This is a genomic window from Staphylococcus sp. HL28 (genome assembly GCF_021117155.1).
GTDB lineage: Bacteria > Bacillota > Bacilli > Staphylococcales > Staphylococcaceae > Staphylococcus > Staphylococcus warneri.
Genome location: NZ_CP088218.1, coordinates 1451602 through 1471617 on the forward strand (window position 1 = coordinate 1451602; position 20016 = coordinate 1471617).

The following is a 20016-nucleotide window of genomic DNA, read 5'->3' on the forward strand; positions in this document are numbered from 1 at the left end:
TTTATAATAAATTAATCATTTAATTTACGTAGTGCTGATACAATTTCACGTTTAGAATCTTCTACTTCAGATGTTTGTTTGATCACTTTAGCAGGTGTTCCAGCAACAACTGCTCCAGCAGGTACATCTTGTGTCACAATAGCGCCAGCTGCCACAATTGCACCTTCGCCAACTCGAACACCTTCTAAAATAACTGCATTTGCGCCAATTAACACATTATCTTCAATGACAACAGGTGACGCACTAGGTGGCTCGATGACACCAGCTAATACTGATCCGGCACCGACATGTACATTTTTACCAGTTGTAGCACGACCACCTAAAGTCGCATTCATATCTACCATTGTACCTTCACCAACAACTGCGCCAATGTTAATTGTTGCACCCATCATTACAACTGCGCCATCTTCGATTACAGCTTGTTCACGAATGAAAGCACCTGGTTCAATACGTGCATTCGTATTTGTTAAATCTTTTAAAGGAATTGCTGAGTTACGTCGATCCATTTCAATTTCTACATCTTCTAATTTGTTTTGATGTGTCTCATAAAATGGTTTCCAGTCATCCGCTTCACAAAAGATAACTTTAGAATAATCTGACCCAAACACTTTGAATGATTCAGGGAAGTCAACACCTTCAAATGTACCATTGACATAAACTTTTAAAGGTGTTGATTTTTTTGCATCACTAATATATTGAATAATTTCTTGTGCTGATAAATGTTGTACCATAATTTTGCTCCTTTAGTTATATTTTATAAATTATCAAATGTATAAAAACCGTTTTCTTTGTTGATTAATTTTTCTGCTGCACCAATTGCACCATTCGCGAAGATATCTTTAGATTGTGCTTTATGCGAAATCGTAATTGTTTCATCTGTTCCAGCAAATAATACATCATGTTCACCAACGATCGTACCACCACGAACTGTATGGATACCAATTTCATCAGGTGTACGCTTCTCAGTTTTATCATGACGATCATAAACTGGTTTTGTTTTATCACGTAATCCTTCAATAACATCATATAACTTCACTAATGTACCACTAGGTGCATCCACTTTCTTATTATGATGTGCTTCTGTTAGTTCTATGTCAAAATCTTGTAGTAGGGGAACTGCCGCTTCTAAAATTTTAGTAAGCGCATGAACACCATAGCTCATATTCGCACTGAAAAATACTGGCATTTTTTTACCTAGATTTTCTAATTTTTGAGTAATTTTTTCTTTTTCACCAGTAGTCGCAACGACTAATGGCAATTCAAATGACTCATCTAATAATGGTAATAATAAATTAGGATTAGAAAAATCAATGGCTACCTCTGCTTCTTTAGCATCGGCTATATGATGATATTGTTGGTAGGGTGTTGACTCACTATGAGTCGGTTCAATAACACCGACAATTTCATGACCTTTTTCTTCAGCTAATCTTGCAACACGTTGGTTCATTGCACCATAGCCAATTAATAAGATTTTCATTATTTTTCACCTGCTTTAAATGTTTCGTAAGCTTGCTCTAATGTTTGACGATCGTTATCCTCAAGTGGTACAAGAGGTAAACGTAATTCATAGCTTCCAAATCCTTCATAAGCCGTTAATGCTTTTATTGGAATAGGATTAACATCAACTGATAATGCGTCTAATAATTGACCAATCGGTTCAAATGCCTTTGCCATTGTATCCCCATCTTGTTTAGCATCATATAAGTGTTGAAATTCTTTTGGAATGACGTTAGCAATTACTGAAATCACGCCATTACCACCACGTTTATAAAAATCAACAACATTATCATCGTTACCACTATAAATTGCAAATTCATCTTGATTTACACGTTTTTTTACCTCTTCAAAATACTCAAAATCATTTGTCGCATCTTTAAGCGCAACAATATATTTATTTTGACTTAACGTTTCAACTGTTTCTGGTTCAATCGTCATATTTGTACGTGCTGGTACGTTATATAAGACCACAGGTAATTCAACTGCATTCGCAATTGTTTCGAAGTGTTGAACTAAACCACGTTGATTTGTTTTATTGTAATAAGGAGTGATAAGCATCACTGCATCTGCGCCAAGTTGACGTGCACGTACAGATGCTTGAATGGACTTTTCAGTATTATTTGTACCTGTTCCTGCAATCACTGGTACCTGTTTGTTAACTAAATTAACAACTGTTTCTAAAACATGTTCTTTCTCTTCATCGTTTAGCGTAGGGCTTTCAGCTGTAGTTCCATTTACAATAATTGCTTGTGCATTGTTTTCTAATAAAAATGTAACGTGTCGTCTTAATGCATCATAATCTACTTCATTATTTACAAATGGCGTTGTTAATGCTACGCCTACACCTTCAAACATGTGTGTCATATTAAAGAACTCCTTTCAATTTTAAAACTTGTTCTAAAACTTGAACGGCATTCAATGCTGCACCTTTAAGTAGGTTATCTGATGTACACCATACGTGGAATGTGTTGTCTAAAGTATCATCACGACGAATACGACCTACAAACACATCGTCTTTACCTGTTGAGTGAATTGCTAAAGGATATTCATTTTTAGCTGGATTATCTACCAGAACAACACGATCATCTTTATCAAATAATTCTTGAATTGCCTCAACAGTAGTATCTTGATTTAAAGTAACATCCATTTCAACACTATGACTATCTTGAACTGGTACACGTACACAAGTTGCAGTCACTTTTAAATCTTTGTCATTTAAAATTTTACGCGTTTCATCTATCATTTTTTGTTCTTCTTTTGTATAACCATTTTCAAGGAATACATCAATATGTGGTAATACATTATTATAAATTGGATGAGGGTAGGCTTCAGGTGCTTTACCATTTGCACCTTCAGATAAATCTCTCTTACCCTTAACACCAGATCCTGAAACCGCTTGATATGTCGTATAAGCTACTCTCGATAAACCAAAAGCATCTTGTAATACTTTTAAAGGTACTACAGACTGAATCGTAGAACAGTTTGGATTAGCAATGATTCCTCTTGTAAAGTGGGGTTCGTTAACCTCTGGTACAACTAAATCAACATCTTCAGTCATACGCCATTGACTAGAATTATCAATGACAATAGCGCCCGCTTGTTCAAATAGTGGGGCGAAGTGTTCACTTGTACCACCACCAGCACTCATAAGTACATAATCAAAGTGTTCACTTGCTACTTCATCTGTTAGTTCTTGTACTGTATACGTTTGCCCTTGAAATTCGATTTTTTGACCAGCCGAACGCGCTGAAGAAAATAGAACCAATTCATCAAAAGGGATTTCTTTACGATCTAAAGTTTCTAACATTTTTGTTCCAACTAATCCTGTTGCACCAACTACTGCTAATTTTGTCATGTCTAAGTCACTCCGTTTTAAATATTATTAATATTGTGAAAAATTAAGTTAAAATCAATTATATATCAAATGCACCGTACAATTCTTCGACGGCTTTTTCACCATTTTCAGCATCAATGACATAAGAAATACTGATTTCAGAAGTGGTTGTTTGGTAAAAAGGTATCTTCGCATTGATTAAAGTAATAAATGCTCTAGATGCTACGCCTGACATATCTCTCATACCGGATCCGATTAATGAAATTTTGACATACGCTTCATTAATTTTATAATCCAATGCTTCAAAATCAACGGCTAATTGTTCTAAAATTGCTGAGATTTGATGTGCATCTGTATCTTTAATACTGAAAGATAATTGTAGTCCTTCGTGGTTGACGATTTGTGAAATCATATCTACATTAACAGAACCTATTTCTAGCTCTGTGAATAGTTGTGTTAATAATTGATTATCTGGTAGGGGATAGGTAATCGTTACATGCATCATGTGTTGATCTAATGCAACCCCAGTAACTGCTTTTTTCTCTAATAAATCACTTCTAGACATAATCCATGTTCCTTTCACATTTGATAACGTTCTTCCTAAATATAATGGGATATCATAATTTTTAGCCAACTCAACGCTACGTGTCTCAAGTACGCCAGCACCTAATGCGCTCATTTCCATCATTTCCTCGTATGATACATACTCTAAACGTTTGGCATGACTTAATATTCTTGGATCTGTAGCATACACACCATCAACATCTGTGTAGATTTCACAAGGAATCTGATTACTTGCCGCTAAAGCTACTGCTGTTGTATCAGAACCACCTCGTCCTAGTGTAGTTAATTCATAATCCTCATTGATTCCTTGGAATCCAGCTATTACCAGTACATCGTGCTTATTAAAAGCTGTTTCAAAGGTTGTTGGGTCAATTTCAGCAATTTTACTTTTTAAATGATGACCAATGGTTTTGATACCTGCTTGGTATCCTGTCATCGCTTTAGCACTAATACCAATATCATTGAGTACCATTGATAAATATGAAACGGTTTGTTGCTCACCTGTAGTTAACAGTAGGGCGAGTTCTTGCTCTTTTGGTGTTGATGTTAAAGTGGACACATTCTCCATTAATTGGTCCGTGGTTTTACCCATTGCACTAACCACCACAATGAGTTGTTCACCTTGTTCAACACGATTTTTTAGCATACCTGCTATATTTTTAATTTTAGTAAAATCACTGACGGAAGAACCGGCAAATTTCAAAACACTTCTATTCAATATTTGTCCTCCTCAGTTAGTAGGGAGACACATCCATTCAATAAAAAAGAACAAGTCTGGAATGCGACTTGTTCTACATTTATGTACAAGTGATGCACTCCATTATTATGAAATAATGACAAACTCTTAGCTCTTAACCAAAAAGTCCAACAAATGATACCTGCTATTACCATTCGTTTCGGCATTGCCCCCTTTCAATATTAGCTGTTAGCAGACAGTTGCCTAATATTTACTCATGTTTAATGCGCCTCATCAAAATCTTATTCAATTGATATGTTTTTATTATACATATACCACATGTGACTGTAAACCGATAATTGCGATTTTTTGAAATAAACAGAAAATTTAGAGCCACTTTTTCAAATGAATAGTGGCTCTTATGCAATCGTTGGCAAACGATTGTATACCTTAAAGTATATTTTAATGGTTAGTATCACTTGTGCACTCGGATGCCAAGACGGGTGTATTCCTTTTGAATCTTTTAACTGAATAGTGGCTCTTATGCAATCGGATGCCAAGACGAGTGTATTCCTTTTGAATCCTTATAATGAATAGTGGCTCTTATGCAATCGTTGGTAAACGATTGTATACCTTAAAGTACATTTAATGGTTAGTATCACTTGTGCACTCGGATACCAAGACGAGTGTATTCCTTTTGAATAAAAATATAAATAACTAATGTAGTAGGGGCAGGCATTAATATGACATAGAAAAAGCGTATGAATACATCTTCAAAATGTATTCATACGCTGAATAGAATTTATCTATTGTAATACTCCTGTTTCTTTCAAATATTCTTCATAAGGAATTTCTTTAGAAACGGCACCAGATTGGTTTAAATCAATCACACGGTTAGCAATTGTATTGATAAATTCAAAGTCATATGATGTAAAGATCAATGAACCTTTAAATGATTTCAAGCCATCATTGACTGCTGTGATACTTTCTAAATCTAAGTGGTTGGTTGGCTCATCAAGTAATAATACGTTAGCACTTGATAACATCATTTTACTTAACATACAACGAACTTTTTCGCCACCTGATAACACACTTGCTTTTTTCTTAACTTCTTCGCCGCTAAATAACATACGTCCTAAGAATCCACGTAAGAATGTTTCAGTTTGCTCATCTTCTGGTGCATATTGACGTAACCAGTCCACAAGGTTCATATCCACGCCATCAAAGAACTCAGAGTTATCTTTAGGGAAGTAACTTAATGAAGTTGTTACACCCCATTTATAAGATCCTTCATCTGGTTCCATTTCGCCAGCCAAGATTTTAAGTAATGTTGTTTTTGCAATCTCACTATCACCAATTAAAATGGCTTTATCATTAGGATTCATTGTAAATGAAATGTTATCTAATACTTTTTCACCATCAATAGTTTTAGAAAGGTTTTGTACGGTTAATAAATCATTACCAATTTCTCTTTCTGGTGTGAATTTTACGTATGGATAACGTCTAGATGAAGGTTGGATATCATCTAACTCAATTTTTTCTAATTGTTTCTTACGACTTGTTGCCTGTTTAGATTTAGAAGCATTCGCTGAGAAACGAGCAACGAAATCTTGTAATTCTTTAATTTTTTCTTCTTTTTTCTTATTTTGTTCTTGAGCCATTTTTTGAGCTAATTGACTTGATTGATACCAGAAATCATAGTTACCAACGTAAACTTTAATTTTACCGAAGTCTAAATCAGCAATATGTGTACACACATTATTTAAGAAGTGACGGTCATGGGATACTACGATAACTGTATTTTCAAAGTTAATTAAAAAGTCTTCTAACCAACTAATAGCTGGAATATCTAAACCATTGGTAGGCTCGTCTAGTAATAGTACGTCTGGATCGCCAAATAAACTTTGTGCTAACAATACTTTTACTTTTTGGTTATTTTCAAGTTCAGACATTTTCTTGTCTTGTAATGATGCATCAATACCTAATCCTGAAAGTAGGTTAGCTGCATCTGCTTCAGCATTCCATCCATTCATTTCAGCAAATTCGCCTTCAAGTTCAGCAGCACGAATACCATCTTCATCACTAAAGTCTGGTTTCATATAGATTTCATCTTTTTCTTTCATTACTTCATATAAACGTTCATGACCTTTGATTACGACATCAAGAACACGTTCATCTTCATATGCGAAGTGGTCCTGTTTTAAAATCGCTAATCTTTCATCTTTACCTAATGACACATGACCTGTTTGTGAATCTAACTCACCAGATAAAATTTTTAAGAAAGTAGATTTACCTGCACCATTTGCACCAATTAATCCATAGCAATTACCTTCAGTAAATTTAATATTTACATCTTCAAATAGCTTACGATCACCAAAACGTAAACTTACATCAGTTACTTGTAACATGCATTTGCTCCTTTTTTATATCGTTATTCTAACGGAAGAATTATATCATATTATAACGATAGTTTCGACCACCTATAACTTGTAATGATAGATTACAAGACTCATGTTATACTATAAAAGAATAAAAGACTCGAAGGAGAATATAATGGCACTAGAAAAAGATATCGTAGGTTCTATAGAATTTCTTGAAGTGACTGGCTTACAAGGATCAACATACATGTTAAAAGGACCCAATGGAGAACAAGTTAAACTCAATCAATCCGAAGTAAATGAAGAAGATGAATTACAAATAGGTGAAGAATACAGTTTCTTCATTTATCCAAATAGATCAGGTGAATTATTTGCGACACAAAATATGCCTGATATTACAAAAGACAAATATGACTTTGCAAAGGTACTTAAAGTCGATCGAGATGGTGCACGTGTTGATGTTGGTCTTCCAAGAGAAGTATTAATACCATGGGAAGATCTACCAAAGGTTAAAACACTATGGCCAGAAGCAGGAGATCAATTACTTGTTACATTAAGAATTGATAGTCAGAACCAAATGTTTGCACGATTGGCAAGTGAAGGTATCGTTGATAACATGTATACACCTGTTAACGATGATAGTAAACAAAATGAAATGTTAGAAGCTAGACCATATCGTGTATTAAGAGTAGGTAGTTTCTTATTAAGTACAGAAGGTTATAAAATTTTTGTCCATGAATCTGAACGTAAAGCAGAGCCAAGATTAGGTGAATTAGTAACCGTTCGTATCATTGGTCATAATGAACGCGGTGAACTTAATGGTTCATTTTTACCTTTAGCTCATGAAAGATTAGACGACGATGGTCAAGTCATATTCGATTTACTTGTTGAATATGATGGCGAATTACCTTTTTGGGATAAATCAAGTCCCGAAGCTATTAAAGAGGTATTTAATATGAGTAAAGGTTCATTTAAACGCGCCATTGGTCATCTTTATAAACAAAAAATTATTAATATCGAAACTGGTAAAATCAGCTTAACGAAAAAAGGTTGGTCTCGTACGGAAGACGAACAACATTCTTAATACAAAACGCATTTCTTCTATTAATATAGTCGAATCATATCACCATAGCGCTTATTGAATGAAATATTTCAATAAGCGCTATTTTTGTAATACTTTATGTCCCCAAAACCATAATTCTTATATGTATCCATTTTAACAACTGAAAATTTACATTAATATTCAAAATCCCATGCTTTAAAAACCTTGTTATATCAGTGTTCAAAGCACATTTACAATTCAATTCTCATTCTTAACAAAACATTTACATTAGCTCTATTATTAATTAACAATAAACCTTTAGTATTAAAACTGTAAGAAATACATATAACATTTGGGTTATTTATATTAGGAGGATGTTTCAATGAAAAAGTGGCAATTAATCGGTACGACTGTATTAGGAGCTTCAGTACTTTTAGGCGCTTGTGGTGGCGGTAACAACGGCGGTTCAGGCGAAGGTAAAGATGTAAGTGGAAAAGTAAAAGGTGACGGGTCATCAACAGTCGGTCCAATCATTGAAAAATTAAACGAAAAATTCGCTAAAGATTATCCTAATGCTACAGTATCATCTGGTACTTCAGGAACTGGTGGCGGATTCGAGAAATTCATTTCTGGTGAAACAGATTTCTCAAATGCTTCAAGACCAATTAAAGATGAAGAAAAGAAAAAATTAGAAGATAAAGGCATTAAATACAAAGAATACAAAATTGCACAAGATGGTGTAACAGTTACAGTAAACAAAGATAACGACTTCGTTAAATCATTATCTAAAGATCAACTTAAAGAAATTTACTCTGGCAAAGCTAAAACTTGGAAAGATGTTAATTCTAAATGGCCAGATAAGAAAATCAAAGCTTTCTCACCTGACCAATCACATGGTACATTCGACTTCTTTACTGAAGAAGTAATGGATAAAGGCGATATCAAAGCTGAGAAAAATGCTGATACAAACGTAATCGTTCAATCAGTTGAAAAGAATAAAGAAGGTATCGGTTACTTCGGTTATAACTTCTATCAACAAAATAAAGATAAGTTAAAAGAAGTTAAAATCAAAGACGATAAAGGTAAAGACACTGAACCAACTAAGAAAACAATTCAAGATAACTCTTATGCATTAAGTAGACCATTATTCATCTATGCTAAAGAGAAATCATTAAAAGAAAATAAAGCATTCCAAGAATTCATGAAATTCACACTTGAAGATAAAGGTAAATCAGCAGAGGATGCTGGCTATGTAGCACTTCCTAAGAAAGACTATAAAGAAGAAATTAAAGATTTGAAAAAATACATTAAGAAAAACAGCAAAGACTCTGATAAAAAATCTGATAAAAAAGAAGATAAATAATTAATAATAGAGTTTGGGAATACTAACGAAAATCAATGCAAAGTGGTTAATTCAATAACCACTTTGTCTGATTTTCTTTTCAGGTTATAAGTCATATTACAAATCATGAGTCTAGCTCATCTATAGCCTGAAATATTCCCACTCTTTTTTTATAATTGGGAGATTTAAGAAGAGAGAGGTTTTTAAATGGCTTCAAAAACAAATATTAGAGAAATGATTGCTAAGAACAATGCCAAAAAGGGTGGTACAAGTGATAAAATCGTACCCATTATTTTGGCTATCATTGCAGCGATTTCAATTTTAGTTACATTAGGGATTTTATTTACTTTACTTACAGAAACAATTACATTCTTCACACGTGTACCAATTACAGAATTTTTATTCTCTACAGATTGGAACCCATTCTCTGCTAAACCATCTTATGGTATTTGGGCTTTAATCATAGGGACTTTAAAAATCACAATCATTGCTGCATTATTCGCAGTGCCAATCGGTTTAGGAGCTGCTATTTACTTAAGTGAATATGCTACTGACAAAGTTAGACGTATTATCAAACCAATTTTAGAAATTTTAGCAGGTATTCCTACTATCGTATTTGGTTTCTTTGCCTTAACTTTTGTCACACCAATTTTAAGATCAGTATTTCCACAGTTAGGTAGTTTCAACTCAATCAGTCCTGGATTAGTCGTAGGAGTGATGATTATTCCACTTATTACAAGTATGAGTGAAGATGCAATGGCATCAGTACCGAATAAGATTCGAGAAGGTGCATTGGGATTAGGTGCTACTAAATTAGAAGTTGCAATTAAAGTTGTGTTACCAGCAGCAGCTTCAGGTATTTTAGCTTCAATCGTTTTAGCTGTTTCGAGAGCTATCGGTGAAACAATGATTGTATCTCTTGCAGCAGGTAGTACACCTACAGCTTCACTTAACTTAACTGGTTCTATTCAAACAATGACTGGTTATATCGTTCAGGTTGCTACGGGCGATGCTACTTTCGGATCAGACGTTTATTACAGTATCTATGCAGTAGGTTTCACGCTATTCATTTTCACATTAGCTATGAACTTACTATCACAATGGATTTCTAAACGTTTCAGAGAGGAGTATTAAAATGGCAACAACTACTAATACAGCAAATGGCAGTAGCAAAACGTTAATCGATCAAAAGCAAGTCGATAAAAATATTTCAAGTCGTATGACTAAAAATAAAGTGTTCAAAGGTATATTTTTAGCCTGTACATTAATTGGTTTAATCGTATTAGCAGCACTAATAATTGATACGTTAATCAAAGGCGTTGGGCATTTAACACCATCATTCTTCACTAACTTTTCATCTTCTACACCATCAATGGCAGGGGTTAAAGGTGCGTTAGTTGGTACATTATGGTTAATGATTACTATTATTCCAATTTCAATCGTATTAGGTGTGGGCACAGCGATTTATCTTGAAGAGTATGCACGTAAAAATTCATTCACGAACTTTGTTAAGGTTTGTATTTCAAACTTAGCAGGTGTACCTTCAGTCGTATTCGGTTTATTAGGACTTACATTATTCGTTCGTGGTATGGGTGTTGAATCTTTATCACTTGGTAAATCTATCCTTGCCGGCGCATTAACGATGTCTTTATTAATCTTACCGGTTATTATCGTAGCGGCACAAGAAGCGATTCGTGCTGTACCTAAATCTGTAAGAGAAGCATCTTATGGTTTAGGTGCTAACAAATGGCAAACAATTTATAAAGTCGTTTTACCTGCAGCTTTACCAGGTATTTTAACAGGATTCATATTAGCGCTATCTCGTGCATTGGGTGAAACAGCACCACTAATCTTAATTGGTATTCCTACAATTCTATTACGTTTACCAAGCGGTATTATGGATCAATTCCAAGCATTACCAATTCAAATATATAACTGGGCAAAAATGCCTCAAGAAGAATTCCAAAATGTCGCATCAGCAGGCATTATCGTATTACTAGTAATCTTATTATTAATGAATGGACTAGCTATTTTCTTCCGTAACAAATTCAGTAAGAAATTTTAAGCTAACGTGGTAAAAACAGGGAAACGTTATTTACGATTAAGTAGACAGTAAATCAACTTAGTTAATTAGAAGGAGTTTTATATTATGGCTAATACAAAAGTCGAAGAAAACAAAAAATTAGATCAATTGAAAGACAACTCAAATCAAGGCGTATCTACAATAGTCACTACACAAGATAAACACGATCCAATTTCTGATAGTGAACGTAAAGTCGTTTACTCTACTCAAAATTTAGACTTATGGTACGGTGATAATCATGCACTTCAAAATATCAATTTAGATATTCTTGAAAACAATGTAACTGCTATTATCGGACCATCAGGTTGCGGTAAGTCAACATACATTAAAGCATTAAATCGTATGGTTGAACTTGTTCCTTCAGTAAAAACGGCAGGTAAGATTTTATACCGTGATCAAAATATCTATGATGCAAAATATTCTAAAGAAAAATTAAGAACGAATGTAGGTATGGTATTCCAACAACCAAACCCATTCCCTAAATCTATATACGATAATATTACGTATGGACCAAAAACGCACGGTATTAAAAATAAAAAGATTTTAGATGAAATTGTAGAAAAATCTTTACGTGGCGCAGCTATATGGGATGAATTAAAAGATAGATTGCATATGAATGCGTATGGATTATCTGGTGGACAACAACAACGTGTATGTATCGCTAGATGTTTAGCTATTGAACCTGATGTTATTTTAATGGACGAACCAACATCAGCATTAGACCCTATTTCTACATTAAAAATCGAAGAACTTGTTCAAGAATTAAAAGAAAACTATTCTATCATCATGGTTACGCATAACATGCAACAAGCTGCTCGTGTTTCTGATAAAACAGCTTTCTTCTTGAACGGCTATGTAAATGAATATGACGACACTGATAAAATTTTCTCAAATCCAACTGATAAGCAAACTGAAGATTACATTTCAGGACGATTTGGTTGATATATGGCAGTGATTAGACAAAAATACGAAGGCCAGCTAGAAGACTTAATTAAAGATTTACGTCGACTAGGTCTTCGTGTTTATTTTAATATTGAAAATGCATTAGTGTCGTTAAGTGATGATAAGAGAACTTTCGCAAGAGAGACGATTGAAAAAGATAAAGAAATCAATCGTTTAGACTATGAAATTAATGAAAAAGTCATCATGCTTATTACAAAACAACAACCTATTGCAACAGACTTACGCATGATGATGGCAGCTTTAAAAATTTCTACTGACTTTGAACGTATGGGTGATAACGCCGCAAACATCGCTCATATTCGACTCAGAGTAAAAATTACAGACCATTATGTCTTAACAAGATTAAAGACGATGGGCAAATTAGCTATGTTAATGCTTGAAGATTTAAATACGGCTGTCAAAAATGAAGACATTACATTAATTAAAGAAATTATTGAACGAGATCAAGATATCGATGACTTATATATCAATATTGTTAATACGACATATTTAATCGATAACGATCCTTTTGTAGCAGGGCAAGCACACTTAGCTGCTAGGAATCTAGAACGTGTGGGAGATCATATTAGCAATATTGCGGAAAGTGTATATTACTTTCTCACAGGTGAACATTACGAAGCCGGTCGCTAAAATTCCTATTTAACCCAAATTTAAATGTAACGGACTCATCTTCGTATTTGTTAGAACATGAAGATATAAAAAATCCCCTAATTGATAGCTCTTAGCTACATTTAGGGGATTTGTTTTACTTATGAATTAGCTTCAATTTCATCAGTTAGGGCAATTGCTTCATCGACCAATTCAGATATATATCGAATTGTATCTTTCAATGGTGCTTCTGTTGTTATATCAACACCTGCTTGTTTTGCTAAGTCAACTGGTGATAAACTACCACCTGATTTCAATGTATTTAACCAAGCATTAACAGCTGATTGTCCTTCTTTTTTTATTTTTTGTGACATGACCGTTCCAATTGTTAAGCCCGCAGAATAAGTATAAGAATAGAGTCCCATATAATAATGTGGTTGTCTCATCCAAGTTAACTCTGTGCCGTCTGTCATTTCTACCGCATTACCAAAGAATTGTTGATAAACATTAAGCATAATATCATTTAACACTGGCGCTGTTAATGATTCTCCATTATCTACTTTCTGATATACTTCGCGTTGGTAAGCCGCTTCTAGCAAATGCGTCACCATATTATGATAATACGTACGAGAAAGTATAGAACCAATTACCCAACGTTTAAATCGTGGATCTTCACTATGATTAAATAAATAATTTGCCATTAACATCTCGTTCATTGTTGATGGTGCTTCCACAAAATACATCGAAGCTTCAGATTCTAAGAAATTCTGATTTTGTTGTGCTAAAGTGAAATGACCTGCATGACCTAATTCATGTGCCAAGACAAATGTTTCGGCCATTTTACCTGTCCATGAAATAAAGACATAAGAATGTGTGAAATAGGGACTAGCACAGAACGCACCAGTATCTTTCCCTTTATTTTGAGCGAAATCTATCCAGCGATTTTGGTATGCTGATTCAATCATAGAATGGTAATCTTCGCCAAGTACATCAAGTGCACCATAAATATAAGATTTAGATTCATCAATTGAGATATCTGGTTCATAACTAGGATCAATTGAAACCTTTAAATCTTCAAAACGCATTTTGTCCAATCCATGTACACGTTGTAGTAATTTAGCATATTTTTGCATGACAGGTGCTAAATCACTCATGATGACATCAATTTGTCTATCAAACATATCACGCGTCACTTCTTGTTCTTGTAATAAATAATCAATAACTGAATCATATCCTCTTAAATCTGCTTCAATTTTTTCTTGTTGTATTTGCATATTATAAGTTGCAGCTGTTGTATGTTGATATCGTCTAATTGCATCACTAAATGCTTTAAAACTTTTCTGTCTAAATTCAGGGTCAGCATGATCCTCATATTCATTTTCAAATGTCGCATAATCCATTGGATACTCTGTATTGTTATGTTTAAATGATTCAAATGCAATATCTAACATTTTAGTTGTACCATATAAATCATAAGGTTGATTTAAAGTAGGGGACAGACTAGCTAATGTTTGTTCAACTTTAGGATCTAATTGATACGGTTTGCGTTCAATTAATTGTTGAATATAATGTGGATATTGTGTTTGAGATTTCAGTTGTTGTAATGTGTCATTACTCAAATTTAATATTTCTGATTCTACAAATGATAATCGACTTGCGATTTTGCCATAAGACGTATTTAATTTAGCATTTAATGTCTGTGCAGCTTCATCAGTTGTGTCCACACTTAAACGTAATTCCTCATAATTGCCTAATCGATCAATTTGTATTAAAAGTGCTTCATAATCTTTAAGTGCACGTTCAATCGTATCAATTGCTGTTAATTGACCATTGTAACGCTCATTAAAAGATAATGAAGATGCTAGCGTCTCATCTAAAATTTGGTAAAAATCATTATCATTTTGGAATAAATCCTTTAAATCCCATGTTTCAATGCTAGGTATAGCTTGTCTATTTGGTAAACCTTGTGTCAATATGATTCACTCCCTGTTTGTAATCAATAATTTTATTATACATGAGTTAAATCCGAAACGCAGTTGATACATATCAATCATAAATCCGCAATTAAATCGGTAATTAATTGTTCAGAAATACTACTATAGTAGGTTTAGTTAAAGTAAATTAAATAGTATAATAATGTTAGTATTATTTAAAATTAAGGAGAATCCATTTATGACTATTTTTGATATGCCAAATTTTCTATGGATTTCTATATTAGCAGTTATCATTTTAACTGTTTTCTGTACTTTAGTCTTACATAGATGGTTTATTGCAGCAGTTATTTCTTTTGTAGTATTAGGTGTATTAGCATTCTTAATACCTAATTTCCAAGATATTACATATCAACCTTTATTAGGGTATGCTGCTTTTATGGCGATTGTGAGCTTAATTATAAGTTTCTTATTATGGTACTTCACACGTAATTGGAGACGTGAAAGAAAGAAAAAGCAACTCGAAAAAGATATGCGTCGATATGAACAATTTGAACATGAAAAAGAAATGAATCATTTTCGTCGCCGTTAACATATAACGGTCATATGCCCAATTCTGAAAGTATTTAACAGAGTTGGGTTTTACAATTTAAGTCATACATTTAATTTTAACTATTATATTATAGGACAACTAATGGAGAGATACATATGAATTTAATTAAAATAATCATTTCAAAGTGTCTTCAAATGATAATAGTATTATTTATCTTATCTACAATTACGTTTATTCTAATGAAATTATCTCCTGGTAATCCAGTAGACAAAATTTTACATTTAGACACTGCGCAAGTATCAAACGCTCAAATCAAAGCGACCGAAGATAAATTAGGACTAAATGAATCACTATTGGCGCAATGGTGGCATTGGATGATCCAAATATTACATTTAGATTTAGGTGTAAGTTATCAAACTAACGAGCCAGTTAGCCAAGAGATTACAACATATGCGCCTCCAACACTAATCATCACTATAGGAACATTAATCATGTCTGTCATCATTTCAGTGCCTTTAGGTATACTGGCAGCAATCAATTATCATCGTCCAATTGATCGCATTATTAGAATTTTCACCTCTTTATCTGTTAGTTTACCTGCATTTTTCATAGGTATACTACTTATATATATATTTGATTTAAAATTAAACTTACTTCCTCCAGCTAGTGATGGTCAGTGGGTTTCATACATTCTACCTATACTAACTATGAGTGTTGGTATGTGTGCTTATCTCATTAGATTAATTAGATCAAATCTGTTGGATTTATATCAAAGTCCAATTGTCCAAGCTTCAAGGTTAAGAGGGATGTCAGAAAAATATATTTTGTTACACGATCTACTCAAGCCAGCATTATTGCCAACTATACCACTCATTGGTCTTTCTGTTGGTAGTTTAGTAGGTGGCACAGTCGTTATTGAAAATTTATTTGAAATACCTGGTTTAGGCGCATTTTTAGTCGATAGTATTCGAGCTAGAGATTATCCAGTGATACAAGGCATCGTATTATTTATAGGTACATTAGTGATTATAATTAATACATGTGCGGATTTATTAAGTATTTGCTTAGATCCTAAACAACGATTAACCCAGCAATCATGGCCTAAATCGTCTCAATCTCGTAATGACAAGGAGGCGACACACCATGAAATTTAAAATTAATCGTTCGAATTGGATATTTTATGTATTTTTCATATATGTGTTCATCATTGTTATCATGCAACTGTTTGTGAATGATGATGACGCTTTAAAAGTACATTTATCTCAAACATTTGAACCAATGAGTGCACAACATTTATTAGGTACAGATGATTATGGTAGAGATTTATTCACTCGTCTCGTAGTAGGGGCACGTTCTACGTTATTTATCACTGTACTCACTTTAATATTTACAGTCATTGTTGGCGTACCTCTAGGCCTACTGTCTGGTTATAAAAAAGGCTGGATAGACACAATCATCATGCGTATGATTGATATCGGTTTAAGTATCCCAGAATTTGTCATCATGATTGCACTTGCAAGTTTCTTCCGTCCAAGTATTTGGAACTTAGTTTTAGCCATTACAGTGATTAAGTGGATGAATTACACACGAGTGACAAGAGGAATTGTGAATACAGAAATGCATCAATCGTATATTCGTATGGCACAACTTTTCAAAGTACCTACATTAACGATTTTATTTAAGCATTTATTACCTAAAGTATTGCCATCCATTCTCGTATTAATTATTGTGGATTTCGGCAAGATTGTGTTATACATTAGTTCTTTATCATTTTTAGGTTTAGGTGCACAACCACCATCACCAGAATGGGGGGCAATGTTGCAAGCAGGACGTGATTTTATAACCTCTCATCCGATCATGATCATTGCACCTGCGACTATTATTGCCATTACGATATTAATCTTTAATTTAACAGGTGATGCACTCCGTGATCGATTACTAATAAGAAGAGGTGACTAAATTGAATATCATAGAAGTTAAAGGGCTCACCATTAATGATTCAAAAGGTCAATCACTTTTAAACCATGTAGATTTATCTATCAAAACACAACAAATCAATGCAATTATTGGTGAGAGTGGGGCAGGTAAAACTTTAGCTATACGTTTTATATTGAATCAATTACCTAATGATTTTCAAATTGAATACGATGATTTCTTATATTATGGTCATCCTGTGACACAATTAGATGATCAATTAGGAAAAGACATTGGCTATATTTCTCAAAACTATACGCAAAGTTTTAATGACCATACCAAGTTAGGTAAGCAACTCATAGCCATTTATCGTACACATTATGATGTATCAAAACAAGTTGCTAAAACTAAAGTAAAAGAAGCACTCACATGGGTGAATTTATCTAGCGAAGAGATTTTACCACGCTATAGTTTTCAATTATCTGGTGGTCAACTTGAACGTGTTTATATTGCAAGCGTACTTATGCTTGATCCAAAACTTATCATTGCAGATGAACCAGTGGCATCATTAGATATGGTAAATGGTCTACAAATAATGGATTTACTCGAACATATTGTTAAAGATCATCATCAGACTTTATTAATCGTTACTCACAATATGAGCCATGTTCTTAAATATGCAGATCAAATTGATGTAATTCAAAATGGACAAATTGTCGATAGTGGCAATCGTTCTTATTTTGAAAGTAAACAATCGACAACATATGCTCAACGATTATTTCAATTTAGAAGTCACATAAAGAGGGAATTTCATGATTAAATTAGACAATATATCATTTAATTATAATAAACAACAATCTGTATTAAACCATATCAATTTAACAATCGAAGATAATGAAATAGTTGGTATTTTAGGTGAAAGTGGGTCAGGTAAGAGTACACTTAGTTCACTTTTATTACACGAACTTAAACCAACAACTGGTTACATTAATGTTGATACACACGATATTTTACCCGTATTCCAACATGCTTCTGAAAGTTTCAACCCTAAATTAACTATTCAGCAATCATTGGCTGAGCCACTCTTGTATTACAAAAGACATACGCCTCAGCATATTGATCAAATGATTCAAGACACTACGTCATCATTTGACTTGTCGTTATCTTTACTTAGCAAGTATCCACATGAATTAAGTGGCGGTCAATTACAAAGATTTAACCTGCTACGAACATTGTTAGTTAAACCCAAAGTATTAATTTGTGATGAAATTACGTCAAACTTAGATGTTGTCGCAGAACAACATATGTTAGATATCTTAACTGCAAACTATCGTAAACAACCATATACTTTAATCATGATTTCACATGATTTATCTGTAATCCAACGTATTTGTCACCGGATTATTGTATTAAAAGATGGGGCGCTCGTTGATGATTTTGCTACCAATCAACTATTTAGCCTTCATAGGCATCCCTATACCAAACAACTTGTAGCTTTATACGAATCAAATTAAATGATGTGATAAACCTATACCAAAGAAGCCCAAAGAAAACTTTATTACAAAGTGACTTTGGGCTTCTTTATATAGAATTTGTTAACCAATTATTTCTTATCTTCAAAAGCGTCTTGAATATGCTCAAGTTGATCTATTGTAAGTTGATTACCGCCTTCACCAAAATACCAAGCATTAGATTCAAATTGATATACGTTATGATTTTTGATCGCTTTTATATTTTTAATAACCTTATTATTTAGTTCTTTAGGTAAATGCTGATCATTGCCATCTTTTGTTCGATTAATCACAAATAGTTTATCTGGATTAATTTTATTTAAATATTCATAACTGATTTGATTTCCTGCAGAATTGGCTTTCATGTTATTGTCCGCATGTTGTATACCTAAATCTTTATTCAAGAAACCACCAAATCGACCAGTTTGTCCAAAGGCTTTCATACCTTTATCATCAACAACTAGTAGCAATACTTTGTCCTTATTAATCGTACGTTTTGTCTCATTTACTTTATCTTTTAATTCTTGATTAAGGTTTTCAGCTTTATCTTTTTTATCGAATATTTTACCTAATTGATTTGTCGTTGTTTCTATTGATGAAATGTAACTATTATTATCTGGACTGACAAATAAAATTTTAGCATCGGGCACAGCTTTTTTCATTTCATCGATTGTTTTTGTATGTGCTTGTCTAAAAGAGGCTAAGATTAAATCTGGTTTGGCTTTGGCTAAATTATCATATTTAGGTCGTCCAGGGTTACCTAAATTGATATATTTATCACTTTTAAATTCATTTAAAGCGTGGGGGAGAAATGCGTTCCCTTGACCTTTAGCAACTGCTTTTACATGACTTTCTAAACCCATTTGTTGCATGATGTCTAATGCACCATAATCTAAAACAGCAACTCTTTTAGGATTTTTAGGAACCTTGACTATTTTGGTTTTCTTTTCACCATGTGAGTGGGTGTTATTTTTATCTTTAAACTCATAAGTATTTTTGATACTCACAGTGTCCTTTGAATTTTTACTAGATTGATTTGACGCTTGACTACATGCAGTAAGTACAATACCAATGATTAAAATAATAAGTAGTTTATATGTATTTTTCATAATCATCCTCCTTATCATTATTTTAAATGAT

Annotated in this window: 19 protein-coding genes and 1 riboswitch; of the genes, 11 read left to right on the forward strand and 8 right to left on the reverse strand. The window is 33.3% G+C overall.

Annotated features, from left to right (window positions below; genetic code table 11):
- Window positions 1-11 precede the first annotated feature (11 nt).
- The 6 genes from dapD to LPC11_RS07030 form a co-directional block, all read right to left on the reverse strand.
- Window positions 12-731, reverse strand: coding sequence for a 2,3,4,5-tetrahydropyridine-2,6-dicarboxylate N-acetyltransferase (gene dapD / locus LPC11_RS07005; RefSeq protein ID WP_023375298.1), 720 nt, complete (start codon window positions 729-731; stop codon window positions 12-14).
- A 23-nt stretch (window positions 732-754) separates the two neighbouring features.
- The gene (gene dapB / locus LPC11_RS07010; protein ID WP_023375297.1) at window positions 755-1477 is read right to left on the reverse strand and encodes a 4-hydroxy-tetrahydrodipicolinate reductase; all 723 of its coding nucleotides are present in this window, start codon (window positions 1475-1477) and stop codon (window positions 755-757) included.
- On the reverse strand, window positions 1477-2361 hold the full coding sequence (dapA, locus tag LPC11_RS07015) for a 4-hydroxy-tetrahydrodipicolinate synthase (RefSeq protein ID WP_023375296.1): 885 nt from the start codon (window positions 2359-2361) through the stop codon (window positions 1477-1479). The genes dapB and dapA overlap by 1 nt, the downstream gene beginning before the upstream one ends.
- Before the next feature lies 1 nt (window position 2362).
- Window positions 2363-3352, reverse strand: coding sequence for an aspartate-semialdehyde dehydrogenase (locus tag LPC11_RS07020; RefSeq protein ID WP_231307191.1), 990 nt, complete (start codon window positions 3350-3352; stop codon window positions 2363-2365).
- Between the two features lie 58 nt (window positions 3353-3410).
- A complete protein-coding gene (locus LPC11_RS07025) occupies window positions 3411-4616 on the reverse strand; it encodes an aspartate kinase (protein ID WP_231307394.1) in 1206 nt (401 codons plus the stop codon).
- 81 nt (window positions 4617-4697) lie between these two features.
- Window positions 4698-4874, reverse strand: a riboswitch (Lysine riboswitch).
- 503 nt (window positions 4875-5377) lie between these two features.
- Window positions 5378-6979, reverse strand: a complete 1602-nt coding sequence (locus LPC11_RS07030; protein ID WP_002451353.1) for an ABC-F family ATP-binding cassette domain-containing protein — start codon at window positions 6977-6979, stop codon at window positions 5378-5380.
- 145 nt (window positions 6980-7124) lie between these two features.
- Between LPC11_RS07030 and cvfB the strand changes: the two genes are divergently transcribed.
- From cvfB to phoU, 6 genes are all read left to right on the forward strand, one after another.
- Window positions 7125-8033, forward strand: coding sequence for an RNA-binding virulence regulatory protein CvfB (gene cvfB, locus LPC11_RS07035; RefSeq protein ID WP_023375292.1), 909 nt, complete (start codon window positions 7125-7127; stop codon window positions 8031-8033).
- Window positions 8034-8373: 340 nt separating this feature from the next.
- Window positions 8374-9354 (forward strand): PstS family phosphate ABC transporter substrate-binding protein, encoded by a 981-nt coding sequence (locus LPC11_RS07040; protein ID WP_023375291.1) that lies wholly within the window; start codon window positions 8374-8376, stop codon window positions 9352-9354.
- 186 nt (window positions 9355-9540) lie between these two features.
- On the forward strand, window positions 9541-10467 hold the full coding sequence (gene pstC, locus LPC11_RS07045) for a phosphate ABC transporter permease subunit PstC (protein ID WP_002451350.1): 927 nt from the start codon (window positions 9541-9543) through the stop codon (window positions 10465-10467).
- 1 nt (window position 10468) lies between these two features.
- Window positions 10469-11398 (forward strand): phosphate ABC transporter permease PstA, encoded by a 930-nt coding sequence (gene pstA, locus LPC11_RS07050; RefSeq protein WP_023375290.1) that lies wholly within the window; start codon window positions 10469-10471, stop codon window positions 11396-11398.
- 84 nt (window positions 11399-11482) lie between these two features.
- The gene (pstB, locus tag LPC11_RS07055) at window positions 11483-12358 is read left to right on the forward strand and encodes a phosphate ABC transporter ATP-binding protein PstB (RefSeq protein ID WP_023375289.1); all 876 of its coding nucleotides are present in this window, start codon (window positions 11483-11485) and stop codon (window positions 12356-12358) included.
- Window positions 12359-12361: 3 nt separating this feature from the next.
- Entirely contained in the window at window positions 12362-13009 is a 648-nt protein-coding gene (gene phoU / locus LPC11_RS07060; protein WP_002451347.1) for a phosphate signaling complex protein PhoU, read from the forward strand.
- A gap of 119 nt (window positions 13010-13128) precedes the next feature.
- Here the strand turns inward: phoU and pepF are convergent, their stop codons facing one another.
- Complete coding sequence (pepF, locus tag LPC11_RS07065) at window positions 13129-14940, reverse strand: oligoendopeptidase F (protein ID WP_023375288.1); 1812 nt, start codon at window positions 14938-14940, stop codon at window positions 13129-13131.
- Between the two features lie 199 nt (window positions 14941-15139).
- Here pepF and LPC11_RS07070 point away from each other — a divergent pair, with 199 nt between their 5' ends.
- From LPC11_RS07070 to LPC11_RS07090, 5 genes are all read left to right on the forward strand, one after another.
- Window positions 15140-15490, forward strand: a complete 351-nt coding sequence (locus tag LPC11_RS07070; RefSeq protein WP_023375287.1) for a hypothetical protein — start codon at window positions 15140-15142, stop codon at window positions 15488-15490.
- A 116-nt stretch (window positions 15491-15606) separates the two neighbouring features.
- Entirely contained in the window at window positions 15607-16605 is a 999-nt protein-coding gene (gene nikB, locus LPC11_RS07075) for a nickel ABC transporter permease (protein WP_023375286.1), read from the forward strand.
- Window positions 16595-17410, forward strand: a complete 816-nt coding sequence (gene nikC / locus LPC11_RS07080) for a nickel transporter permease (protein ID WP_023375285.1) — start codon at window positions 16595-16597, stop codon at window positions 17408-17410. The genes nikB and nikC overlap by 11 nt, the downstream gene beginning before the upstream one ends.
- A 1-nt stretch (window position 17411) precedes the next feature.
- A complete protein-coding gene (locus tag LPC11_RS07085; RefSeq protein ID WP_023375284.1) occupies window positions 17412-18185 on the forward strand; it encodes an ATP-binding cassette domain-containing protein in 774 nt (257 codons plus the stop codon).
- Entirely contained in the window at window positions 18178-18879 is a 702-nt protein-coding gene (locus LPC11_RS07090) for an ABC transporter ATP-binding protein (RefSeq protein WP_023375283.1), read from the forward strand. Before LPC11_RS07085 ends, LPC11_RS07090 begins: the two co-directional genes overlap by 8 nt.
- An 89-nt stretch (window positions 18880-18968) precedes the next feature.
- Here the strand turns inward: LPC11_RS07090 and LPC11_RS07095 are convergent, their stop codons facing one another.
- Window positions 18969-19985 (reverse strand): ABC transporter substrate-binding protein, encoded by a 1017-nt coding sequence (locus LPC11_RS07095; protein ID WP_023375282.1) that lies wholly within the window; start codon window positions 19983-19985, stop codon window positions 18969-18971.
- Window positions 19986-20016: the final 31 nt, after the last annotated feature.